Genomic DNA, 20,407 nt, shown 5'->3' on the forward strand with positions numbered 1-20,407 from the left:
ATGAAAGCACATAGGTTCGATTGCGTGAGCTACCTATACTATTTTCGGAAACTTCCTTCACTATCCGTTTAATAAAATATTTATCTTCTATTCCCAGCCACCACTTTAATCGATCACTACTCACTTCGCGCCCGAACAATAATAGATATTATTGGAGCGCAGCGATATGAGCACCTTTGTCACGATGGCTACATCGAGTACATAACCATGTTGAAAAGATCCGAGTCATCGATATCTCAAAGCATTTCAAACACCTGACGCCCGTTTTAATTGAAGAATGTGTAACACCGTGGTGCTCAAGAATATCCGTTTCGTAAACTTTATTTCCATTACGCTTAATAATATGACGCACTTTTTTCAACTCTTCATGGGTCATCAATTTCCTATTGTCAGATTCCATTTGCTCAAGGAAATCACACATAGCATCAATAGGGACAGCTTGAAATAATGTAGGAGATTCAATAACAATTCCAGCTCGGCTTGCCAAGATAATGAGTCCTTTTACAGGAAAATCTACTCCATTTCGATTAAGTCTTTTTTGTAGAACTTTCACCGCTCTTTGTAATTGCAATTCTGGATTGCGCATCCCTTCTTTTAACCCATTTTTGATTCGATAGAATTGTTTGTTGCTTGAATCGAAATAAAATTCTCCAGTCATATTTTTCACTTCTAAAACACAAATTAGCTTTTGTGTCACAACAATAATATCGTACTAAGTATTGTCCAAATTGATATGGCGGTAGATAGACACTTTCGGGGTCAGACTTGCTTCCATCAAATAAGCAGTAGTTTTTTCTTCACCTGAAAAACCCGCCTTAATATTACGATAGCTACTCTCGACTTTAGCGGATTTTTCCATCCGTGATTTTAATATACAAATTCGCAACACTTCTAGTTCGTGCGATTTCAAATTATTCAGTCTTCTCCTCTCCTAAAAAAATCCCCCACTCGATCAAAGTGGGGGATTCAGATAAATTATTTTGCAAAAATGGATTTGATTTTGGAGAACATGCCTTTTCGCTCTTGTTCCAATGACATCAATGGAACAGATTCGCCTAGAATACGGCGGGCAATGTTGCGGTAGCCAAGTGCTGCACGATTTGTTGGGTCCATGACAATAGGCTCCCCTTTATTTGAAGAGGTGATGACATTTTCGTCATCCATGATGATACCTAGCAAGTCGATGGATAGGTGCGTCGTGATTTCGTTGACATCCAGTGCATCGCCAGATTTCATCAAATGTTGACGAATGCGGTTAATGATTAATTTTGGCGGTGCAATATCTTCTTGCTCTAGCAAGCCGATGATACGATCCGCATCACGTACAGCTGAAATTTCAGGTGTTGTGACAACGATCGCACGGTCAGCTCCTGCCACTGCGTTTTTGTAACCTTGTTCAATCCCTGCTGGACAGTCAATGACGACATAATCGTAATCGCGTTTTAATTCCGTCACAAGTTCTTTCATTTGTTCAGGATTAATGGCGTTTTTATCAGTCGTTTGTGCAGCTGGCAACAGGAATAATTTATCTTCAAAACGTTTATCTTTTACTAAAGCTTGATGTACTTTACATCGGCCTTCAATTACGTCAACCAGATCATAAATGATACGGTTTTCTAAACCAAGTACAACGTCAAGGTTTCGTAAGCCGATATCGGTGTCGATTAAACAAACTTTCTTACCTTGAAGTGCCAATGCAGTCCCGAGGTTAGCAGTAGTCGTTGTTTTACCAACGCCTCCCTTACCTGAAGTAATTACTATAGCTTCTCCCACATTAGCTTCCTCCTTTAAATGTAGATAATTGCGGTCTTAATAAACGCAGTTCTTGCAATCTATCAATGGCGATGAAGCCATTTGCATGTAAGTATGCACATTCCATTTCTGGTTGTTCCGAAAGAATGGTTAGTTCATCTGTCATGATTTCTAGTGCTTCATGAATCATTAGATGGGTTGCTTCCAACCAAGACGCAGCAATAACTGCTTCTTTATTACCATTCGCCCCTGCATGCGCAATTCCCTTCAAACGACCGAGAACAAAAATATTTCCTCCGGCGATGACTTTGCCATTCGGGTTCACATCTCCCACAACGACCAAGTCACCTTCTGCCCGAACAATCTGTCCAGAACGAACGATGCCGACAAACGTTTCGGATTGACGCTCTAGAATTCGACGGTTGCTTTCTTCAATTGAAATAACATCACTTTGCACTCGTGAAACACGTAAATGTGGTGACGTGTGCACGCTCGCAATGAGTTCTTTGGTCTGCTCTTCAGAACAAAAGCGATTGCCAAGCTGCAGCAAGACTTCCGCTTGTCCATCGATGCCTTCGTCCGATACTTTACGTTTTAGTTCTTCCACCAGTTCGGCATATGCGCATTGATCATCAAGCCGAAGCACTAGACCGTCTTTAGTTCCTTTTATGTAGACTAGTTGCTTTTTCGTCATCAAATGCGTCACCTCGCGCGTAGAATCAATTTGGCTGATTTAACCGTTGCAACAAACGTGCATTGATTACGTATTTAAATGCCCAGCCGAGCACCACTAAGAAAATTGAATTTGCAATCATTGTGGGAATTAATCGTTCGCGTACAAATACAGCAAGCGAAATGTCTGTTAACCCGATCAATGAAAAGAATTGATAAAGCACGAATTCAAGACCTGCTACCAATACAAGTGACAAAGCCGTTGTCACAATCAGATGCTGGTGAATGAATTTCACGATAAAACTAGCAATTAAACAAATTAATGGATATAAGAAAGAGTACAATCCAATAATATCAATGAAAAACACATCATACAAGAGCCCAAAAAGTAATGCATACAACATCGCGCGATTGCGACTATAGTAGATGGAAATGAATATTAAATACATGATGAGAAATCGAGGGATTAAAAAACGATACTCCCCACTAATATCGAGGGGAGAAAATAATCCGAACACAGGTTCAAGATAAAACAGCACGACGGCAATGGCTGGAATAATCAATCGCTTCATGAGGCGTCCTCATCTTTTGAAGTATCATCCGTCGCACTGTTATCGCCGTCTGCACCATTTTTTACTGTTGTCATCGTTCGTTTCGCAATCATTACATGATCAAGTAGTGCAAAATCTGCCGCTGGCTTGATATATGCCATTTTCGTCAGTCCGAAATCGTCTGTCGAGACTTCTGTAATTTCCCCGATTAATATACCTTTCGGGAAAATCCCGCCTAGTCCAGATGACATGATTTTCTGACCTTTTTTAATTTTAATATTGGAATMGATTCGTTTTAAAATAAGTTCTTTTCGTTCATCATCGTATCCTTCTATTAAACCGAATACTTCTTTTTCACCCATTACCATCGCAGATACGCGATAGTTAGGATTTTGAGTGGATAATAGTTCTACAGTTGAAGTGAATGGAGTTGTCAGAACAACTTTCCCAATCAATCCTTGTGCTGTAAGGATGGCCATGTTTTTTTCAACTCCATGGACTTCCCCTTTATCAAGAATTACTTTTTCTTCCCACTGATCAGGATTTCTCGCGATAACAGTTGCCTGAATCGGTTCATAGTCCCTGAGATCGTCCTGCTTGTCTACGATTTCTCGAAGTCTCGTATTCTCGGATGCTAAATCGTTGACGTCCGCTTGTAATTTTGCAAATTCTTCCAAACGACTTTTCAAACGTTTATTTTCATCGTACGTATTTAACAAAGCATCGACACTATCGAAAACACCTGTTATGTACTGAGTTGGTTTTGAGAAAATTGATTGCCCAAAACCAACGACATCCTTAATAATCTGTTCAGGTAACGACGCATTATCGCGATCTCTGAGAGAGAAGCTGATCAATGCCACAAGAAAAATCACCCCGACAAGCAGCAAAATCAAACGCTTATTCGAAAAAAAATGTGGCATTGGAACGGTCCTCCTTAGTGTTTAGAATTTTGGCGAATCATGTTCAAATGATCTAGCGCCATTCCCGTACCAATTGCGACGCAATCCAATGGATTTTCTGCAATGAAGACAGGCATGCTTGTCTCATCACTAATCACTTTGTCCAAGTTTTTCAGTAATGCGCCACCGCCAGTTAAGACGATTCCACGTTCCATTACGTCAGCAGATAATTCTGGTGGAGTTTGTTCCAATGTCTTTTTCACACCGTCGATTATAGCCGAAATCGACTCACGAAGTGCTTCTGCAATTTCTTCAGAAGAAATTTCGATAGTTTTAGGAAGACCTGTAACTAAGTCACGACCACGAATTTCCATTTTCTCGACATTGTCTATTACTCTAGCAGAACCGATTTCCATTTTAATTGCTTCAGCCGTACGTTCACCGATCGTCAAGTTGTACATTTTACGAATGTAACTTGTAATCGCATGATCCATCGCGTCTCCTGCAACACGTACCGATTCGCTTGTTACGATACCACCAAGTGAAATAACTGCAACTTCAGTTGTTCCTCCACCGATATCAACGACCATACTGCCTGTTGGTTCCCATACTGGCAAGTTAGAACCGATTGCCGCTGCAAATGGTTCTTCGATTGTCACAGCATCACGAGCACCCGCTTGACGAGCTGCATCAATCACTGCACGACGTTCTACCGAAGTAATCCCGTATGGCACACAAATCATGACGTTAGGTTTTTTCCACGTACCACCAGAAGCTTTCATCGCTTCTTTTAAATAGTATTGAATCATTGAAGTCGTAATATCAAAATCTGCAATTACGCCATCTTTCATCGGGCGGATAGCCACGATTGAACCCGGTGTACGACCAATCATATTTTTAGCATCGTTACCTACTGCAACGATATCGCCATTATTTGTATTTCTTGCAACTACTGAAGGTTCGCGTAAAACGATTCCTTTTCCTTTAATAAATACCAAAGTATTTGCTGTGCCTAGGTCAATCCCGACATCTTTTGCTCCAAATCCAAACACGTTATGTTCTTCCTTTCTATCCTTAGCCAGTTAATCTTAGCTTAGTTTAAACCATAAATTTGATTATAACGGATAAAAGGAGAAAATCACAGTGTCACATGTAACCCTTTTCCTTCAAACTGATAAATTGATGATCACCGATAATGACATGGTCGAGCAATTCGATGCCCATAATGTGCCCGGCTTCCTGTATTCGCTTCGTAACTTCTATGTCTTCGGGTGAAGGGGACGGGTTACCTGACGGATGGTTATGGGCACAGATAATCGAGGCAGCTGAACGTTTCACTGCCTCTCTGAATATCTCCCTGGGGTGTACGATACTGGCATTTAAACTGCCAATAAAAATGGTTTGTTTGTGTAGCACTTGATTTTTAACATTCATGAAAAGAACGACAAAATTTTCTTGTTTTAAAGATGTCATATCCGTCATTAAGAATGTTGCAGCGTCTTTCGGAGAACGAACGGTGAATTTCTCATCAGTTTGTTGTAAAGATAGCCTTCTACCAAGTTCTACTGCAGCAAGCAGCTGAACCGCTTTCGCTTCTCCAATCCCTTTAACGGACATGATTTCTTCGATAGTTGCATTTTTCAATTCATGCAGTTGTTCAAAGAACGTCAACACTCGATTCGCCAAATGAAGGACGGATTCCTGTTTGGTACCCGTCCGTAGTAAAATGGCAATCAATTCTTGGTTCGATAGCGCGGCTGCGCCTTGGTTTATCAGTCTTTCACGTGGGCGATCAGAAGCATGGACGTCACGAATCATCAGTGCCGGCTTCACTTCAGTTATCATAACGTACTCCTGCAGACTTCATCTCAAGCAGTTCTAAATTCATAAGTTCACGATACACTTCTGCAATAGGTAAACCCACAACATTATTGTAGTCTCCGTTAATATGTTCCACCATCAAAGTACCTGCTGTCTGGATACCATATGCCCCTGCCTTGTCGTAGCAATCGCCACTTGCCACATAACTGTTGATCCATTCGTCCGTTAATTTATAAAAAGTGACTTTTGTCTCTTCATAAAACACATTGCAAATTCCTTCAAAATAGATGGATACTCCCGTAATGACCGTATGTGTCCTACCGGATAATCTCCGCAAATACAGTTTCGCCATCTCTGCATTTTTAGGCTTCCCAAGTGCCTCATCATCAAGAAACACCATGGTATCGGCACTGATGACGATTGCGTGCTGATTGTATTCAGCGACGGCCAGTCCTTTTTCCATCGCAATGTTGCAAACGAGTTCGGCAGGCGAGCATCCGAAAATGTCCTCCTCATCTATCTCCAATGTTTTCACTTCAAAGGGTACCCCAAGCAGTGATAATAACTCTTTTCTCCTCGGTGAAGCAGATGCTAAAATTAACGGTTTTGTTGTTTTGAATTCCAATGAAATCAGCTCCTTTTTGACATCATACAGAATGATGTCGATGTTGAAAAATGTGTATAAAGGGCAATAATTTCATTTTGACCAAATAAAAGGGCTTATAATTCAATTTTCAAGCAGTCATTTTGTGCGAAATAATGCGATAATAATTGAACTCTAATGACGTTTAATTCCTTTGAAAGTGTTGATATAGCAGCAATGTTAGAGTCCCAGTCCTTTGGTTTGGCATCCTTATTTCCAGTGTCCGCAAAATTAAATTTTGCCGGGTCTGGATTCGCAAGGAAAACAGGCAATTTTTGCATGGCTTGTTCGGTACATGCTGCCGAATTGATCCGGAATGGTTTCACGAAAGACTCCGTGCTGCCTTCCACTTTCACTTCACTTTCCACGGTGCTTGCTGCGGACCACACAAAATATTTTCCATCCGTGATGACAATGGCTGCGGATTTCATTGCTGGATTTGATTGAAGCAAGGCAGTAGCCCCGTCGGCTGTGGTAAATACACCGTGTTGCTTCGCATAAAATTGAGTCGGTGTTGTCGTATTTGGCGGTGCAGTCACCTCGACTTGTTCTGGTTTGTCAGTCGTTGCGGATGTCTCAGGAGTCTCAGCTTTCGAATTATCCTGCCACTGAATAAAGATTGCGAATATGCCAATCGAAACAGCTCCGATAAGAAAACCATGTATGATTGCCAATGTGTATGAAAACTTTGAGAACGTTTTTGAAAGACGCAATTGATCACCCCGTTTTTCTTTAACGCTACCATTTGAGCAATAAAAAAAGACAAGACCGGTGTCGGCTTGTCCAAAAAAGTTTTCGAGTTAAACTAACAAATTTATATACCAATCGAGTATTTGTTTCCCATAAAAATAGACAACGATGGCTGCGAGTGCAATAGACGGACCAAAAGGCACTGGCGTTTTGCGCCCTTGTTTTGAGCGGCGCAAGTGAATAACGCCAACGATTGCACCAATAAATGCAGCAAAGAACAATGTCAATAAAGTCGGAATCATTCCAAGCACAAGACCGATGACCGCGAACAATTTAATATCGCCACCACCCATTCCGCCTTTCGACAAAATCGCAATCAGTAACAGGATTCCAAAGCCTCCGGCAGCACCAATGATGCTGTCCCACCAAGGCTCTAGTGGAGATAAAATCCGCGCAATAATTAATAAAACACCAAAGAACAACAGGACTTTATCTGGGATAAGCATATAAGCAAGATCTGATACCGTGATGATGACGAGCATCGATATAAACAAAATTGCAACAATCAGTTCCCACGAGAAACCTAGTTGATAGAATGCGAAGGCAAACAAACCTCCCGTCACAAGTTCTATCACGGGGTAAATCCAATTGATTTTTGTCCCACATCCCCGACACTTCCCTTTCAGGAAAACAAATGAAAATACCGGAACCAAATCTTTGATCGTCAAACGTCGATCGCAAATCGTGCAGTGCGACGGCGGCGTCACAATCGATTCATTTTTCGGTAAACGCAATCCGACGACATTGTAGAAAGAGCCAAAAATAAGTCCGTATATGAAAAATAATGTTGTATATAGAATGTCCATACATACCTCTCAATCACACAAAAACTGGAGGCAACGTACGCTCTCCAGTTTTTGTTTCGTTATTTTGGAATGACTAGAGTTGAATTTGCTACGATTTTGTTTGAATGTAAACCGTTTGCTTGTTTGATTTTCCGTTCGCCTGATCGATCTCCATAGTATTCAATAGAAATAGAGTATAATGTATCGCCAGGTTGAACTGTGTAGGTTTGTGATTCAAAATTACTGGATACCGTGTCTGAATCGGAAGTTGCTTCTTCATCCATTTCATTGTTCTCGATAATCTGACCTACCACCATTGCAGTTTCATCTTCACTCGACTCTACTTCTCCAGTAACAACACCATTATTCGCAGGAAGCGGATTCCCTTTTTCTGCTGGAGGTGGTGTATCAACTTTAGGACCTTCTTCGAGTAGTTCGGTTAGGTCTGGTCGATAAAATGCAGAGAATGTCAGCGTCAGTTGTAATTTCTCATCTTCTTGTTCATCGGTTGTCACTTCACCAGAAGAGCTGAACTGAATCGAATCAACGATTAATACGCGATCCAATTTTTCAAGTTCATCGATGAAAGTCTCCAATGTCGTATAGGTAGGCGTTTCAATCGACAAACTCACAAGAAGTTCCTGAAGTGTCTCAACCCCTTCTGGAGGGGATTCAATGACAAATGGTCCTTCTGTAAAGCTCACAGATTGAACAAGTGACTGTGAGACAACTTCCGCTTTCTCAATTTGCAATAAAACAAGTTCCGATAATGGATCAACGGGCACTTTCTTTTGTAATTCAAGCGAACTGACGACTGGAATTTCAGGCTGATCAGCCAGTTGTTGTTCCAGCGCAAACAATACTTGTCGATCCGTTGTGAGCGTCGTTTCAGCGACAGCTAAACTCTCTTTTTTGGGAGAGTAGAATGTGAAATATGAATAGGTAAGAATTGCTATACAAAATAAACTGGATAGCACGATCAGGCCGACTTCTTTTTGTTTACGTGTCAGACTACTCATTTACATCATCTCCTTGCGCATCGTCTCCAGGAGGTTGCGTTTCAGTTACAGGTGGCTCAGCTGGCTGTTCATCCGCTGGGGTTTCCCCTTCAACAGGAGGTGCATTCGGATCCACTGGTACCGCAGTCCCTTCAGCTGGCATACGTGTATCTAAAAAAGTGATTGAGTATGAAGCTAAATAACGGGGCATAACAGGTTCGACTGGTGTCGCAGTGCCATCAGTTTCTTCTTCCTTTGTTTCTTCCAACGGTTGATATGTAAGGGTTGATAAGCTAACGGCAGTAATCATCTCAGATGCTTTTAATTGGGTTAAATAAAACGCTGCTTCACGCGATGTATCAAATTGCACGTCAACTAGTGCTTCACTTGGTGATGTAAACGAAAAGTTCATGAAAAATCCTCGTTCAGGAAGTAGTGAAGTTAGTTCTCTAATTAAAGGTAAAGTATCATATTGATAAGCTTCCGCCCAATCAACTGTTTTTTGCAGCTTTTGAGTATCGTTCAATGCTTCCGTTGTCAGCATCTGTTCTTGAATGGCAGCTTGCTGACTGGCAACCTCTACACTTTGGGCAATCAGCACTTGTGCCTTGTTCTCATAAGAATTTCCTAGGAAATAAAAAACGAGCCCTCCGAATAGGCCGATGATAATCAGTAAGATGGCAGCCACGACAAAGGCGGGACGATCCCGTTCTTTTTCGGAAAGTAAATTAATATCGACTAACATCCTTACACCTCTTTCAACGCAAGTCCGAGTGCTCGATTAAAGCGTATCGGGATGGCTTTTCCATCTTCCATATAAATCTTTTCGCGAACAACTGTGGAAGTATGAACTTCGAACTGGAGTTCCATTTGTCGCAATAGTTCTTCCCAATTATCCATTTCACCGTTAAGCAAAATATGTGTGATGCCTTCATTTCCTTGGTTCATATTGTAGCGATAGAAATTGATGAGCTTTGAGACTTCAGATAGAAGTGAGTCCATCTTTGATGTTTGTGCTCCACTGAAGAAATTCGACTCGTCAGGTTCATTCACTTCAACAGGTCGCATGAATAATGGGAAATGTTGATGGAAAATCGAAACGGTATATTTATCGTTTTTAACATCCAATAGTAAAATATGCTCTTTACCGGTATAGGCATATTGGGAATATGCCAAACGATACAGGGCAAGTGGTCCAATATCGGCCACAAGAGGTTTCATTTTGACGTCTTCAAAAGCGTCTTCATATGTATTTAAAATGCTCTCTTTAGAAGCAATCAATATCGCTTCTTTTGTATCAGTTGATGCAGTGTAAGGGACCACATCAAATACGGGGTCTTCAAAAGGTAAATAAAGTGTCGAACCAATTTCAATAAAGAAGTGGCCTTTCAACTCATCACTTCGAACATCGGGAGGATATGATAGTTTGCGGATAATCACATATTCGTCTGGTGCTAAGAACCGAACGGATTTGCGGGAAAGCTTCCATTCTTCCACAGCCTCGCACAAAATAGACACCAGCGTATCCGCGTCCACAATTTTGCCATCCGTAACAACGCCAGGAGGCAAAGAACGCTCCTCTGCACAAACTACATGCAAAGGAGACGTTGACTTCACTTCCACCATTCGGATCGCATCTTCTTCAATTGTAACCGTCGCCACGCGTGAGCGTTTGTTTAGGAACGAAGGTGTGAAATTCATGGGATCAGCTCCGAGGTAATTATTTTATATCAGTACCTGTAAAATCTTTATTTGCTATTTTACCCAATTTAGCGTTTGTCAGTGCAGTTTTAATTTCATATTTCCCATCAGTTGTAGCACCAGAGATTGTATTTCCTCCCGACACTTTAGTAATGACCACAGCATCAGCAAGAGATCCTTTATCATCCAAGTAAGTTTGTGAGAGTAATGTTCCTACCGTTACAGTTGCTGTTGCATTTGCTGGAGTTTCCCCTTTAGGATTTTCTGTAAAATAAACATTAGCTGCAGCTAATGCATTTTGATAATCCGATTTAACCGCGCCATTACGACTATTTTCAATAATATTACCAATTGCCGGAATCGCAATTGCTGCAACAATCGCTAAGATAACGATTACTGCAAGAAGCTCAATTAATGTCAAACCTTTTTGTTCTTTTAATTTGTTTTGAATGAATTTTCTCATCCTATAAGCCTCCCTTTTTCTATAAAATGGTACTTATACCAGTACAATTTCATAATAGCACCTTTATATGTCGAAATATATAGATAAATAGACTTTATGCTCATTTTTATTATATTATTTTTGAATTATTTACATATTATCTACATTCTCAAATAGACCAAACATTGGTAATAAGATTGCCAGAACGATAGTACCAACAAGTCCTGCTAATAAGACAATCATCAAAGGTTCAATCAGTGCTTTGAGCTTATCAGTTTCCGCATCGACTTCTTTTTCATAGAATTCAGCAACCCGCTCTAGCATGTGATCAAGAGCGCCAGTTTGTTCCCCAATCGAAATCATGTGGGGAATCAATGGCGGGAATGCCCAATGACTCATCATTGGTCCTGTCATCGACTCTCCTCTTTCTAGCCCGTCTCGAGATTTAAGAATCACTTTCCCTATTACTTCGTTACCAACTACACGCTCAACCATAGTTAAAGCAGTTAAAATAGGAACTGAGCTGGAATATAGTGAACTTAATGTCCGTGTCATTCTGGCCAGGGCGGCTTTTTTTAAGATGTTGCCAAAAATAGGCATACGTAATAAAAAAGTATCAAGCATGTAACGTCCCTTTTCATCTCTTCGCATTAGCCATAAACCACCTACTAATATCGCAACTATCGCAATCAATATATACCAATAATTTTGTACAAAATCACTTGCACCCATTACGAATCTGGTGATGAGTGGCAATTCCCCACCAAAATCATTAAACATTTCAACGAACATTGGAACGATTGACGTCAACAGGAATATAACTACCCCTACCGCCAATACAGCAACAATAATAGGATAAGTCATTGCAGAAACTACTTTTTGACGGGTCACATATGCTTTTTCAAAATGAGTTGCCAAACGATCTAATGATTCATCGATTGATCCAGTTAACTCACCCGCTTGCAAAAGGTTGATGACGAGCGGTTCAAAAATCCTAGGAAATTTCCGAGCTGCATCAGATAAAGAATTACCGCTTTTTAAATCATCAGCAATTTCAACCAGTGCACGTCGTAAAGCTTTTGACTCTACTTGTTGAGATAGAATGACAACGGAGTCAACTATCGTTACACCTGCACGCATTAACGTGGCGAATTGTCTCAAAAACATGATGAATTGTTCCCGCTTGACGGGATTCCCGATGACAATATCTTTTTGAAGAGCAGTTTCAGCCATTTGTTTGATTTCAGTGATGCGAATGCCTTCGTCACGAAGTTTCACGATTGCCTCACGTTGGTTCGCTGCTTGAATAATTCCTTTTCGCACAGCTTTACGGTCACGACCTACATATTGAAAGCGCGCCATTAATGCTCGTCCCCTTCAAGGTACGGTTGTGCCGCTACTTGTGTAATTTGGCCGGACTCTACTAGCTCTTTTAAGGAAGTTGACATCATGTGCATGCCAGCAGCTCGATTCGTCAAAATAACGTTCGGAATTTGATGTACTTTCGCAGTACGGATCAAGTTAGAAATTGCTGGATTTGTAATCAAGATTTCAGTAGCCGCTCGACGACCTTTGCCATCTGCTGTCTTGATTAATCGTTGACTAATTACCGCTTTCAACACGCCACCAAGCTGAGTACGTACTTGCGCTTGCTGTTCTGGTGAAAACACATCGATAATACGTTCAATCGTCGATGCGGCACTTGACGTATGTAAAGTACCCAAAACTAAGTGACCAGTTTCAGCCGCTGTTATGGCAATACTGATGGTTTCCAAGTCACGCATTTCCCCTACGAGAATGACGTCTGGATCTTGACGTAGTGCTGCACGAAGACCATTCGAGAATGATTTAGTATCAAATCCGACTTCACGTTGGTCAATAATACTTGTTCCATGTTCGTGCATATACTCAATCGGATCTTCCAGCGTAATGATATGTAAGTTCATATCCGTGTTCATATGTTTGATCATCGCAGCTAACGTAGTCGACTTCCCAGAACCAGTTGGACCTGTTACCAAAATAAGCCCTTGCTTCGTTTCCGCTAATTTCTTCAGCGTATTCGGCATTTGCAATTGCTCGACTGTCGGAATGACTTGCGGAATGGTCCTAAAAGCAATCGAAATCTTGCCTTTTTGATGAAAAGCATTCACACGAAAACGCGCTATGTTTTCAACTTCGTGTGAGTAATCCAACTCACCTTGCTCCAAAAACGTATCCCATAACTTATCGGGTGTAATTGCTTTAGCCATATCCCTCGACATTTCCGGGGTTATTGGAGTGGAACCGAATTTGACAAGTTCTCCTTGCACACGAAATACAGGAGGAACGCCAACTGTTATATGAATATCCGATGCTTTTTGTTGAAAAGCATTGGTTAATAAAATATCTACTGATTCTCTCATTTTCTCACCTAATCTTGGAGGGCAACACGCAGAATTTCTTCTGTCGTTGTTTGGCCATCTCTTACTTTCATCAGTCCGTCGTCTATTAAGAAGATGGTGTCATTGGCTTGGGCAATTTCTCGAATTTCTGCTGCAGTACCACCTCGGTTGATGACACTTTTAATTTGGTCATCAATGATTAGTACTTCATGAATGGCCATACGACCACGGTAACCTGTCATGCCGCATGATGGACACCCTTTTCCTCTTGAAACCGTTTGAATTTCTAGTCCACGTTTCTGGAAAATATCAATTTCACGGATAGTAGGCTCCTGTTTCTCTGCACAATCACGACAAACTTTACGTACAAGACGTTGTGCCACAACCGCATTAATCGAACTCGTAACCAAAAACGGCTCCACACCCATGTCCATCAATCGAGTGATCGAGGCGATTGAGTCATTTGTATGGATCGTACTTAATACTAAGTGACCCGTTAAAGAAGCCCGAATCGCAATTTCTACGGTCTCTTTATCTCGAATCTCCCCAACCATGACGATATCGGGATCTTGACGGAGAATCGAGCGAAGTCCAGCCGCAAATGTTAAGCCAACATTCGAATTCACTTGAATTTGATTGATCCCTTCGAGTTGATATTCAACAGGATCTTCAACCGTAATGATATTCACTTGTTCATCATTTAGGTAGCTGAGCGCTGCATATAACGTTGAAGATTTACCTGAACCAGTTGGACCAGAAATAAGGACAATTCCATTTGGTTTGGCTATTTCTTTCATGAATCTCTCATAATTCTTTTCGTGGAAGCCGAGTTTTGATATATCCGTTAAGTTATTGGATAAATCCAAAATACGCATAACTATTTTTTCGCCATAAACGGTAGGCAGAGTAGAGACACGTAAGTCAATTGGACGAAAATCAACATTCGTTTTAATACGACCATCTTGAGGGATACGATGCTCCGTAATATCAAGTTTTGACATAATTTTCACACGTGCCGTGACCATTCCCTGCATTAGCTTTGGAAGTGTTCGTTCATCATGCAATACTCCGTCAATACGGAAACGCACTAACAATCGAGTTTCCTGTGGATCAAAGTGAATATCACTCGCTTTTTGAGTCACCGCCGCAGATAAAATCTGATTAACGATTCTTACTACCGGTGCATCGATATCAAGAAGTTMTTCTTGTTTATCAACTGCAGAAGCTTGATCTACTAAGAAATCGTCAAACGATTCCTCTTCGTAATATTTGTTGATGGTTTTTAAAATCTCTTCCTTAGATGCAATCGCGGGAATGATATGAAAGCCGGTAATTAGACGCAAATCATCCATCGTAATGAAATCCATTGGGTCTTTCATGGCTACGTATAGTTTGTCCCCTTCTACTTTCAAAGGTACCATCAAACTGCGTTTTGCAACGTCTTTAGGAATCAGGTTAAATAACTTTGCTTCGAATGGGTAGTGATATAGCTGAACTTGAGGAATGCCAAGTTGAATTTCGAGTACTTCGAGCAGTTGTTGCTCGGTGATAATTCCATGCTGCAAAAGTGCGTCCCCAAGTTTTTCTTCCCGTGGTTTGTTTTGCAATACATTCGTTAGTTGGTCGTCTGTAATCAAACCATTTTCAACTAGTAAGTCACCCAGTCTTTTTCGAATCAAGTTGCACTCCCCCTATTACTTGCTAGGCGGAATAAGATTTCCACCTTTATCGTATTGTGGTTCCGAATCATTTTCACTGCCAGTTTCATTAGTTGAACCAGAATCAGTTGAACCTCCCATAGAAGTTCCATCTCCTGTTGTTCCAGTACCAGCTCCGGTAGAAGGTTGTCCGTTTGACCCACCTTTCGTCGATTCTGAACCATCTGTCGTGCCCGTACCATCTCCGGTTCCCGCAGCAGGCATCGTAACGGTCAATGGATGAAGTTCTACTTTATGAACAGGTGGATAAAAATCTTTTGATACTTCTTTCGTTTCTTTAATGGCAGAGTCTGAACGTATGTTTTTAAATACAGCGACTTGAATGCCATTTTCACCTTGCGTTTTTACGCGAACCGTATTTGGTTCTACGAATGAACTATATTGTTTTATGGTTTTCGGTAGAAATTCCTGCTTATCACTGATTGTCGTTTCGTATTGATAAATAAAAGGAAATCCAGTGAGGCTAGCATTAAGACCTGCCCCCACTCCGTTCATATTGATGGTAAAGCCGGTAGCATTCGGGTTTGTAAATACAAAATCAACCCCAAGTTCACGGTTAATGGAAGCTTCGAAGCCAAGCGGAACAGTAGTAGGAACAACCGGTCCAATACTTCTTTCATCCACCCCAAAATTCGTTTGCAATACCGACGCATATAAAATAGAAGCTACTGTGGTTAAATCTTGTTCCGTTAAATTTCCCAAATCCGTTGATTCGATAAATTCCAGCATCGAAAAAGTAGATTTCGGATTGATTAAGTATCCATTTAGCGCTGTCATCAAATTACGAATGCCCTCTGATGATTCAATATTGTTGAAAGTCACATTAGTAACTGCAGTTTCGACTGTAGAATTTGCCAGTAAAGCACTTGTAATATCGATGATTTGATCTTTTCGTCCAGCGGCCAATTGTTCACGAATCGTTTCCGTGACAATTGTGATTTCTTCATCATTAAACACCATTGGAGAAAATTGTTGATTTAGGAATGTGCCAACGGATTCTTTCGTCACATCAAATTGCAGTTCATTTTTAGCTCCATCTTGTGCGTTAGTTAATGTGCTATCCGTATTGAATTGTAGAACTTCCAATGGGAAAGGAACAACTGCATCTTGCAATTTAATTTGGACACTCGCTTCGCCGTACCACCCTTTTACACCTGTTTGCACGGTTACCGCAGCCTCGTTTTCAGGCAAATTTGAAACATCGTATGGACCTATATATGTTTGCTCCCCGAAACCTTTTGATGGGAAAACAACTTCATCGACTACATATGTACCTGCTTGCGTTACACCGAAAAATAAAACAGTTGAGCCCAGTAGCGCTGCAAAAGTAGTCCCAAATAATTTATTGTTCATTTATTGGTCCTCCTTTTTTGCAGGTTTAAACCAGTCTTCAGCTTGAGATTCAATAACAGGTTGAACTTTTGGAGTATGAGAAGTTGCTGCAACATAGGATTCTGTAGGTTTTTCTATCGCTTCTTGAATAGATTTAGGCACATATAAATGCAACTCTTCTTCTTGAAGTTTTTCATTTTCCAACCGTTTCGTTAAAATTACGGCCCCTGCAAATAACAAACCTAACATAATCAAAACAGAATAATAGAGACTTAGTGTGGATTGTGCCAACAAGCCTAATAGAGCGATGATGAATCCGCCGAAAAGAAACATTAGCTTAGTTTTTAAATCTATTTTTTTCACGAATACTATCACGATTGGAAACACGATGAATKCAACCAAAATAAGAATTAGAAATTTAATCATGTTTCACCTCTTAGGGATTATAAGTAACACCATTAATTGTAACTTCAGAAGTATTTATCAAATTACTTGGTACATCTAAGGATTCACCTTCTACTGCGTAATTTGTAACTCCACAAGTATCTAAAAATCTTTGATACTCTTGAATATGATTATATTTCGGCTCATTTAATAAGTTGTTTTTTGTCCCATAATAAAATATTTTCCCTTCACCTTCTATTTCGAGAAGTTGTGATACTGCTGATGAGGGAAATCTATTTAGGTTGATACAGAACTTTGATGAAGCCTGAAGTCTAAATTTTTTATCTACATTAAACAGTGAAGAATTGGAATCTTTTACACCTAATAAAACAACTGTTGTGTTATTAATTCCCTGGCCATTAAACTTACTTACATCAAGTTCTTGCATAACCATCGTACTATGCCCTTCACTATGTTTCCCTATATTGTTTGCATTGTCTGCATCTAATTTTCCCGAAACATAGAGTTTGAAATTTTTAAGATTATTAATATTACCAAAATTATTAATTGAACTGTTTACATACAAATTTAAATTATAAAGGTCTTTAGTATTTCCATTAACACTAATATCAGCCCAATTATCAATAAAAATATTAAAGTCAGAAGTTTTGAGATTCTTTCTTTCAATGGCCGTTTTTAATGATGCTAATGAATATGAGCTATTCATCTTACAAGAATAGGGTTTTTGGGTAGAAGAATTTAATGTTTGAAGATAGGATTGACATAGAGTCGTTACAATTCCCGGGAAAAWGGTGACACTTTCATTAACGACCCCATTATTTAAAAGAATAGGATTATTCTCAATATCCTCTGATAGATTTTTAGGATCATCAAACTTTATCACAGCTGCCATTTTATATTTTCTTGAAGAATCAATATTTCCGTAAAATCCAATAACATTATAAGTTAATTTCAATTTATCTCCATCTGTTGTGATAGTTGGAAGTTGACTCATCTTGTAACCTAAATCGTTAGTTCGATTTGATATTATGTTGATTTTTTCTGTAAACTTATCCGATTTACTTGCTGAATGGGATCCAGATACATTAATTACTAGAGCTGGTAAAAATATATCTTTAAATTCCACTATTTCTTTTTCATAATCCTCCAGACTTTTTTTAAGCCTGATAGAATTACAATTTTCTTTATTACCTTGACTACATTTTTCTTTCTCTATCATAAATATTTTACCTAAACTACGAATTTGATTATACTTAAGTCCAATTTGATTAGTTATATCAGTTCCTATCTTTTTTACGCCCATTTCCGCAGCAACAACCGCTTGATTATTCTGATCAACCGTTTGCTCTTGTTTCACATGGTTGAGCGAGGCACTCATGAACACCGCTGACATGCTTAAGAATATTATAATGGTAAATAAAACTATTAAAAGAGCATATCCTCTATCATTCAATAATTTTTTCATTTTTCCGATAACCCCCACCGAGACTTTTGGTGTGATTTTTTCAAACCGACTCATCCTATTATCATACTATTCGTGTAAAATGTCATGTTAAAAATAGGAAAAAATACATAAAAAGAAAAGAGTCGAGTTATTCGACTCTTTTCTTTTAGTTACCATAATCAACTGTCGCTTCAATTTCACTCGTGCTATCGATAAATTGTTTCATGGAATGCCCTTCTGGTAAACCAGCAGTATTTACATTACATTCATTTAAAAATGCCACGAAATCATTCATGTAAATTATCTTATCCTCAACGGCTGCGGGCAGTTTATCCATATTCGTTCGCCCAGGGTAAAGAATTAATTTTCCATTGCCACTTAATATAGAGGGGTCAGTTAAATCAGAAGAATTCGCTAAACTTATGCCATTCAAATTAATACACATCTTAGAATTAGTCGAGACCGTTACGCTTTTTCCTGTTGATTTCCAATCTATATAACCAGTCTTTGCTTCATTCCCTAAAACAACTAGATTACTGTTCGTCAAGTTCATACTTACATGGAATGAGTACGAACGACTGACGATTGTATTGTTATCTGCTGAATTACTGTTTTTAATGATTAAGTCGCCATCCACGTACATGGAAATGTCTTCTAAATTATTTAAATTATCTACATTTACCGTTTGATTTGACGGTTTTATGTATACTGTTCCGCCACTACCATCTAGAATGTTCAAATTACATTTGGTCTTGTCTTTTACTGCATAACATAAATCCTCAACTTTGATACTTACTTTCGAAGGATCTGGCAAACTAGCTAAATAACTTTCAAGATTGGTGCCAGTATATTTGCAGACACCTGAAGTCATTTCACTAGCTTGGGTAGGACAAATGGTCGTATTGTCATTTGGCGGAACGAAAATGCGATCGACCGTTTCTTTTTCACTTAAAATCGTTTTGATTACAATATCATTCGTTTCGGATGTATGATCCGGGATGGTTACAATCAATTTAGCTTTCAGAGTTTTAACTGAAGTATTTTGTTTCCCTTGTACGGAAAGAGGTATTGCAACTTTGCGAGTTGCTTGATCAAACTCTAGGTTTACGGAAAGTGGCATTAACTCATATTTCGTTTTTGAGTCAACTCTATTTTCTTGGGGAGCTAAGTCTGCGTACACCCGATTAACCTCGGACATATACATATCAACGCCGGCTCTTTCTATTTCTTTCGTTTCACAATCAATCCAGTTATTAATGTGTGCATTGGAATAAAAGACATTACATGCGGCAGTAGACATTCCAGAAGGGAGTGGTAAGTTATTATCCTTTGCAGTGGTAACTGCCGTTGCTTTATTCACTAAAGTAGTCAGACTGGTATTCATGAAATTCTTATAATCCTCATTTAATATTTTTATTTCATTCTTTAGATTGTTGATATTATATTTCACACCCATTTCGGCTGCGACAACGGATTGATTGCGGACGTCGACAGTACTTTCCTGCTTGGCATTATTAAAAGATGCGGCAACAAATACTGCTGATAAACCAACAAAAACAACAACTAAAAGGAGGACAAGTAACAAAGCATAACCTTTATGGTTTTTTACATACTTCAATTGAATCCTCCTCTTTAATTAGTTGTTTTATATCTCGTAAGTATCGTGTTTATTTTGTAGGTCGCATTTTTATATTTCACTGCAGCAGCAAATGTGTAGTCATCTTTCGTTGGGTTAATCATTTGATTTACACTTGTCATAGTCACATTGAAACGAGTATCTGAAACTGGCTTGAATGAACTGGCAGGTGGCTCAGTTGTACTTGTACATAATGTAGAAGATACAGGAGCAATCATAATTCCACCTGAATCCACTTTAATGTAATAACAATCCCCTTTACGCTGCTGTTTCATTAATTTCGATACAATTAAATTCGCTTCCTGTTGAGCGTAAGTCTTATTGGATTCCGCTATTGAATGATTAATGCCGATTCCCAAAGTTGTCATAATTAATATAGCTACAATAGAAACTAAGGCTAGATCCGCAATTAATTCCACGAGTGTTATGCCGTAATTATTTTTAATATAATTGATCATGAGCACACCTCAATAT

General features: G+C 39.5%; 22 protein-coding genes. All 22 read right to left on the reverse strand.

From position 1 onward, the window contains the following. Window positions 1–148: 148 nt before the first annotated feature. Window positions 149–697, reverse strand: coding sequence for a nuclease-related domain-containing protein (locus AC1DSL_RS08430; protein ID WP_477531863.1), 549 nt, complete (start codon window positions 695–697; stop codon window positions 149–151). Between the two features lie 278 nt (window positions 698–975). After that, entirely contained in the window at window positions 976–1,773 is a 798-nt protein-coding gene (minD, locus tag AC1DSL_RS08435) for a septum site-determining protein MinD (protein ID WP_016426793.1), read from the reverse strand. Window position 1,774: 1 nt separating this feature from the next. Continuing rightward, a complete protein-coding gene (gene minC, locus AC1DSL_RS08440) occupies window positions 1,775–2,446 on the reverse strand; it encodes a septum site-determining protein MinC (RefSeq protein ID WP_016426792.1) in 672 nt (223 codons plus the stop codon). 25 nt (window positions 2,447–2,471) lie between these two features. After that, window positions 2,472–2,996 carry a rod shape-determining protein MreD gene (mreD, locus tag AC1DSL_RS08445; RefSeq protein ID WP_016426791.1) on the reverse strand — a complete coding sequence of 175 codons (525 nt, stop codon included), beginning with the start codon at window positions 2,994–2,996 and terminating at the stop codon, window positions 2,472–2,474. Then, window positions 2,993–3,898: a rod shape-determining protein MreC gene (gene mreC / locus AC1DSL_RS08450; RefSeq protein ID WP_477531864.1), complete on the reverse strand. Its 906-nt coding sequence runs from the start codon at window positions 3,896–3,898 to the stop codon at window positions 2,993–2,995. The genes mreD and mreC overlap by 4 nt, the downstream gene beginning before the upstream one ends. 14 nt (window positions 3,899–3,912) lie before the next feature. Continuing rightward, window positions 3,913–4,929 carry a rod shape-determining protein gene (locus tag AC1DSL_RS08455; protein WP_016426789.1) on the reverse strand — a complete coding sequence of 339 codons (1,017 nt, stop codon included), beginning with the start codon at window positions 4,927–4,929 and terminating at the stop codon, window positions 3,913–3,915. Window positions 4,930–5,023: 94 nt separating this feature from the next. Further along, complete coding sequence (gene radC, locus AC1DSL_RS08460) at window positions 5,024–5,722, reverse strand: RadC family protein (RefSeq protein WP_477531865.1); 699 nt, start codon at window positions 5,720–5,722, stop codon at window positions 5,024–5,026. Then, complete coding sequence (locus tag AC1DSL_RS08465) at window positions 5,712–6,323, reverse strand: Maf family protein (RefSeq protein ID WP_477531866.1); 612 nt, start codon at window positions 6,321–6,323, stop codon at window positions 5,712–5,714. Before AC1DSL_RS08465 ends, radC begins: the two co-directional genes overlap by 11 nt. 95 nt (window positions 6,324–6,418) lie before the next feature. Next, window positions 6,419–7,054 carry a hypothetical protein gene (locus AC1DSL_RS08470; RefSeq protein ID WP_477531867.1) on the reverse strand — a complete coding sequence of 212 codons (636 nt, stop codon included), beginning with the start codon at window positions 7,052–7,054 and terminating at the stop codon, window positions 6,419–6,421. Window positions 7,055–7,141: 87 nt separating this feature from the next. Further along, the gene (locus AC1DSL_RS08475) at window positions 7,142–7,897 is read right to left on the reverse strand and encodes a prepilin peptidase (RefSeq protein ID WP_477531868.1); all 756 of its coding nucleotides are present in this window, start codon (window positions 7,895–7,897) and stop codon (window positions 7,142–7,144) included. 59 nt (window positions 7,898–7,956) lie between these two features. After that, entirely contained in the window at window positions 7,957–8,895 is a 939-nt protein-coding gene (locus tag AC1DSL_RS08480; RefSeq protein ID WP_477531869.1) for a LysM peptidoglycan-binding domain-containing protein, read from the reverse strand. Further along, the gene (locus AC1DSL_RS08485) at window positions 8,888–9,619 is read right to left on the reverse strand and encodes a hypothetical protein (protein ID WP_477531870.1); all 732 of its coding nucleotides are present in this window, start codon (window positions 9,617–9,619) and stop codon (window positions 8,888–8,890) included. The genes AC1DSL_RS08480 and AC1DSL_RS08485 overlap by 8 nt, the downstream gene beginning before the upstream one ends. A 2-nt stretch (window positions 9,620–9,621) precedes the next feature. After that, entirely contained in the window at window positions 9,622–10,575 is a 954-nt protein-coding gene (gene pilM, locus AC1DSL_RS08490; protein WP_477531871.1) for a type IV pilus biogenesis protein PilM, read from the reverse strand. Window positions 10,576–10,594: 19 nt separating this feature from the next. Continuing rightward, on the reverse strand, window positions 10,595–11,038 hold the full coding sequence (locus AC1DSL_RS08495) for a prepilin-type N-terminal cleavage/methylation domain-containing protein (RefSeq protein ID WP_477531872.1): 444 nt from the start codon (window positions 11,036–11,038) through the stop codon (window positions 10,595–10,597). Window positions 11,039–11,167: 129 nt separating this feature from the next. After that, a complete protein-coding gene (locus AC1DSL_RS08500) occupies window positions 11,168–12,379 on the reverse strand; it encodes a type II secretion system F family protein (RefSeq protein ID WP_477531873.1) in 1,212 nt (403 codons plus the stop codon). After that, complete coding sequence (locus AC1DSL_RS08505) at window positions 12,379–13,419, reverse strand: type IV pilus twitching motility protein PilT (RefSeq protein WP_016426779.1); 1,041 nt, start codon at window positions 13,417–13,419, stop codon at window positions 12,379–12,381. The genes AC1DSL_RS08500 and AC1DSL_RS08505 overlap by 1 nt, the downstream gene beginning before the upstream one ends. An 8-nt stretch (window positions 13,420–13,427) precedes the next feature. Further along, complete coding sequence (locus AC1DSL_RS08510; RefSeq protein WP_477531874.1) at window positions 13,428–15,077, reverse strand: GspE/PulE family protein; 1,650 nt, start codon at window positions 15,075–15,077, stop codon at window positions 13,428–13,430. 15 nt (window positions 15,078–15,092) lie between these two features. Next, window positions 15,093–16,469, reverse strand: a complete 1,377-nt coding sequence (locus AC1DSL_RS08515) for a VanW family protein (RefSeq protein ID WP_477531875.1) — start codon at window positions 16,467–16,469, stop codon at window positions 15,093–15,095. Next, the gene (locus AC1DSL_RS08520; RefSeq protein ID WP_477531876.1) at window positions 16,470–16,874 is read right to left on the reverse strand and encodes a hypothetical protein; all 405 of its coding nucleotides are present in this window, start codon (window positions 16,872–16,874) and stop codon (window positions 16,470–16,472) included. Between the two features lie 10 nt (window positions 16,875–16,884). Next, window positions 16,885–18,318 carry a hypothetical protein gene (locus tag AC1DSL_RS08525; protein WP_477531877.1) on the reverse strand — a complete coding sequence of 478 codons (1,434 nt, stop codon included), beginning with the start codon at window positions 18,316–18,318 and terminating at the stop codon, window positions 16,885–16,887. A gap of 145 nt (window positions 18,319–18,463) precedes the next feature. Further along, window positions 18,464–19,915, reverse strand: a complete 1,452-nt coding sequence (locus AC1DSL_RS08530) for a hypothetical protein (protein ID WP_477531878.1) — start codon at window positions 19,913–19,915, stop codon at window positions 18,464–18,466. A 14-nt stretch (window positions 19,916–19,929) separates the two neighbouring features. After that, window positions 19,930–20,391, reverse strand: coding sequence for a pilus assembly FimT family protein (locus AC1DSL_RS08535; protein ID WP_477531879.1), 462 nt, complete (start codon window positions 20,389–20,391; stop codon window positions 19,930–19,932). Window positions 20,392–20,407 lie beyond the last annotated feature (16 nt).

The organism is Paenisporosarcina sp. P4_D4, from assembly GCF_056401835.1.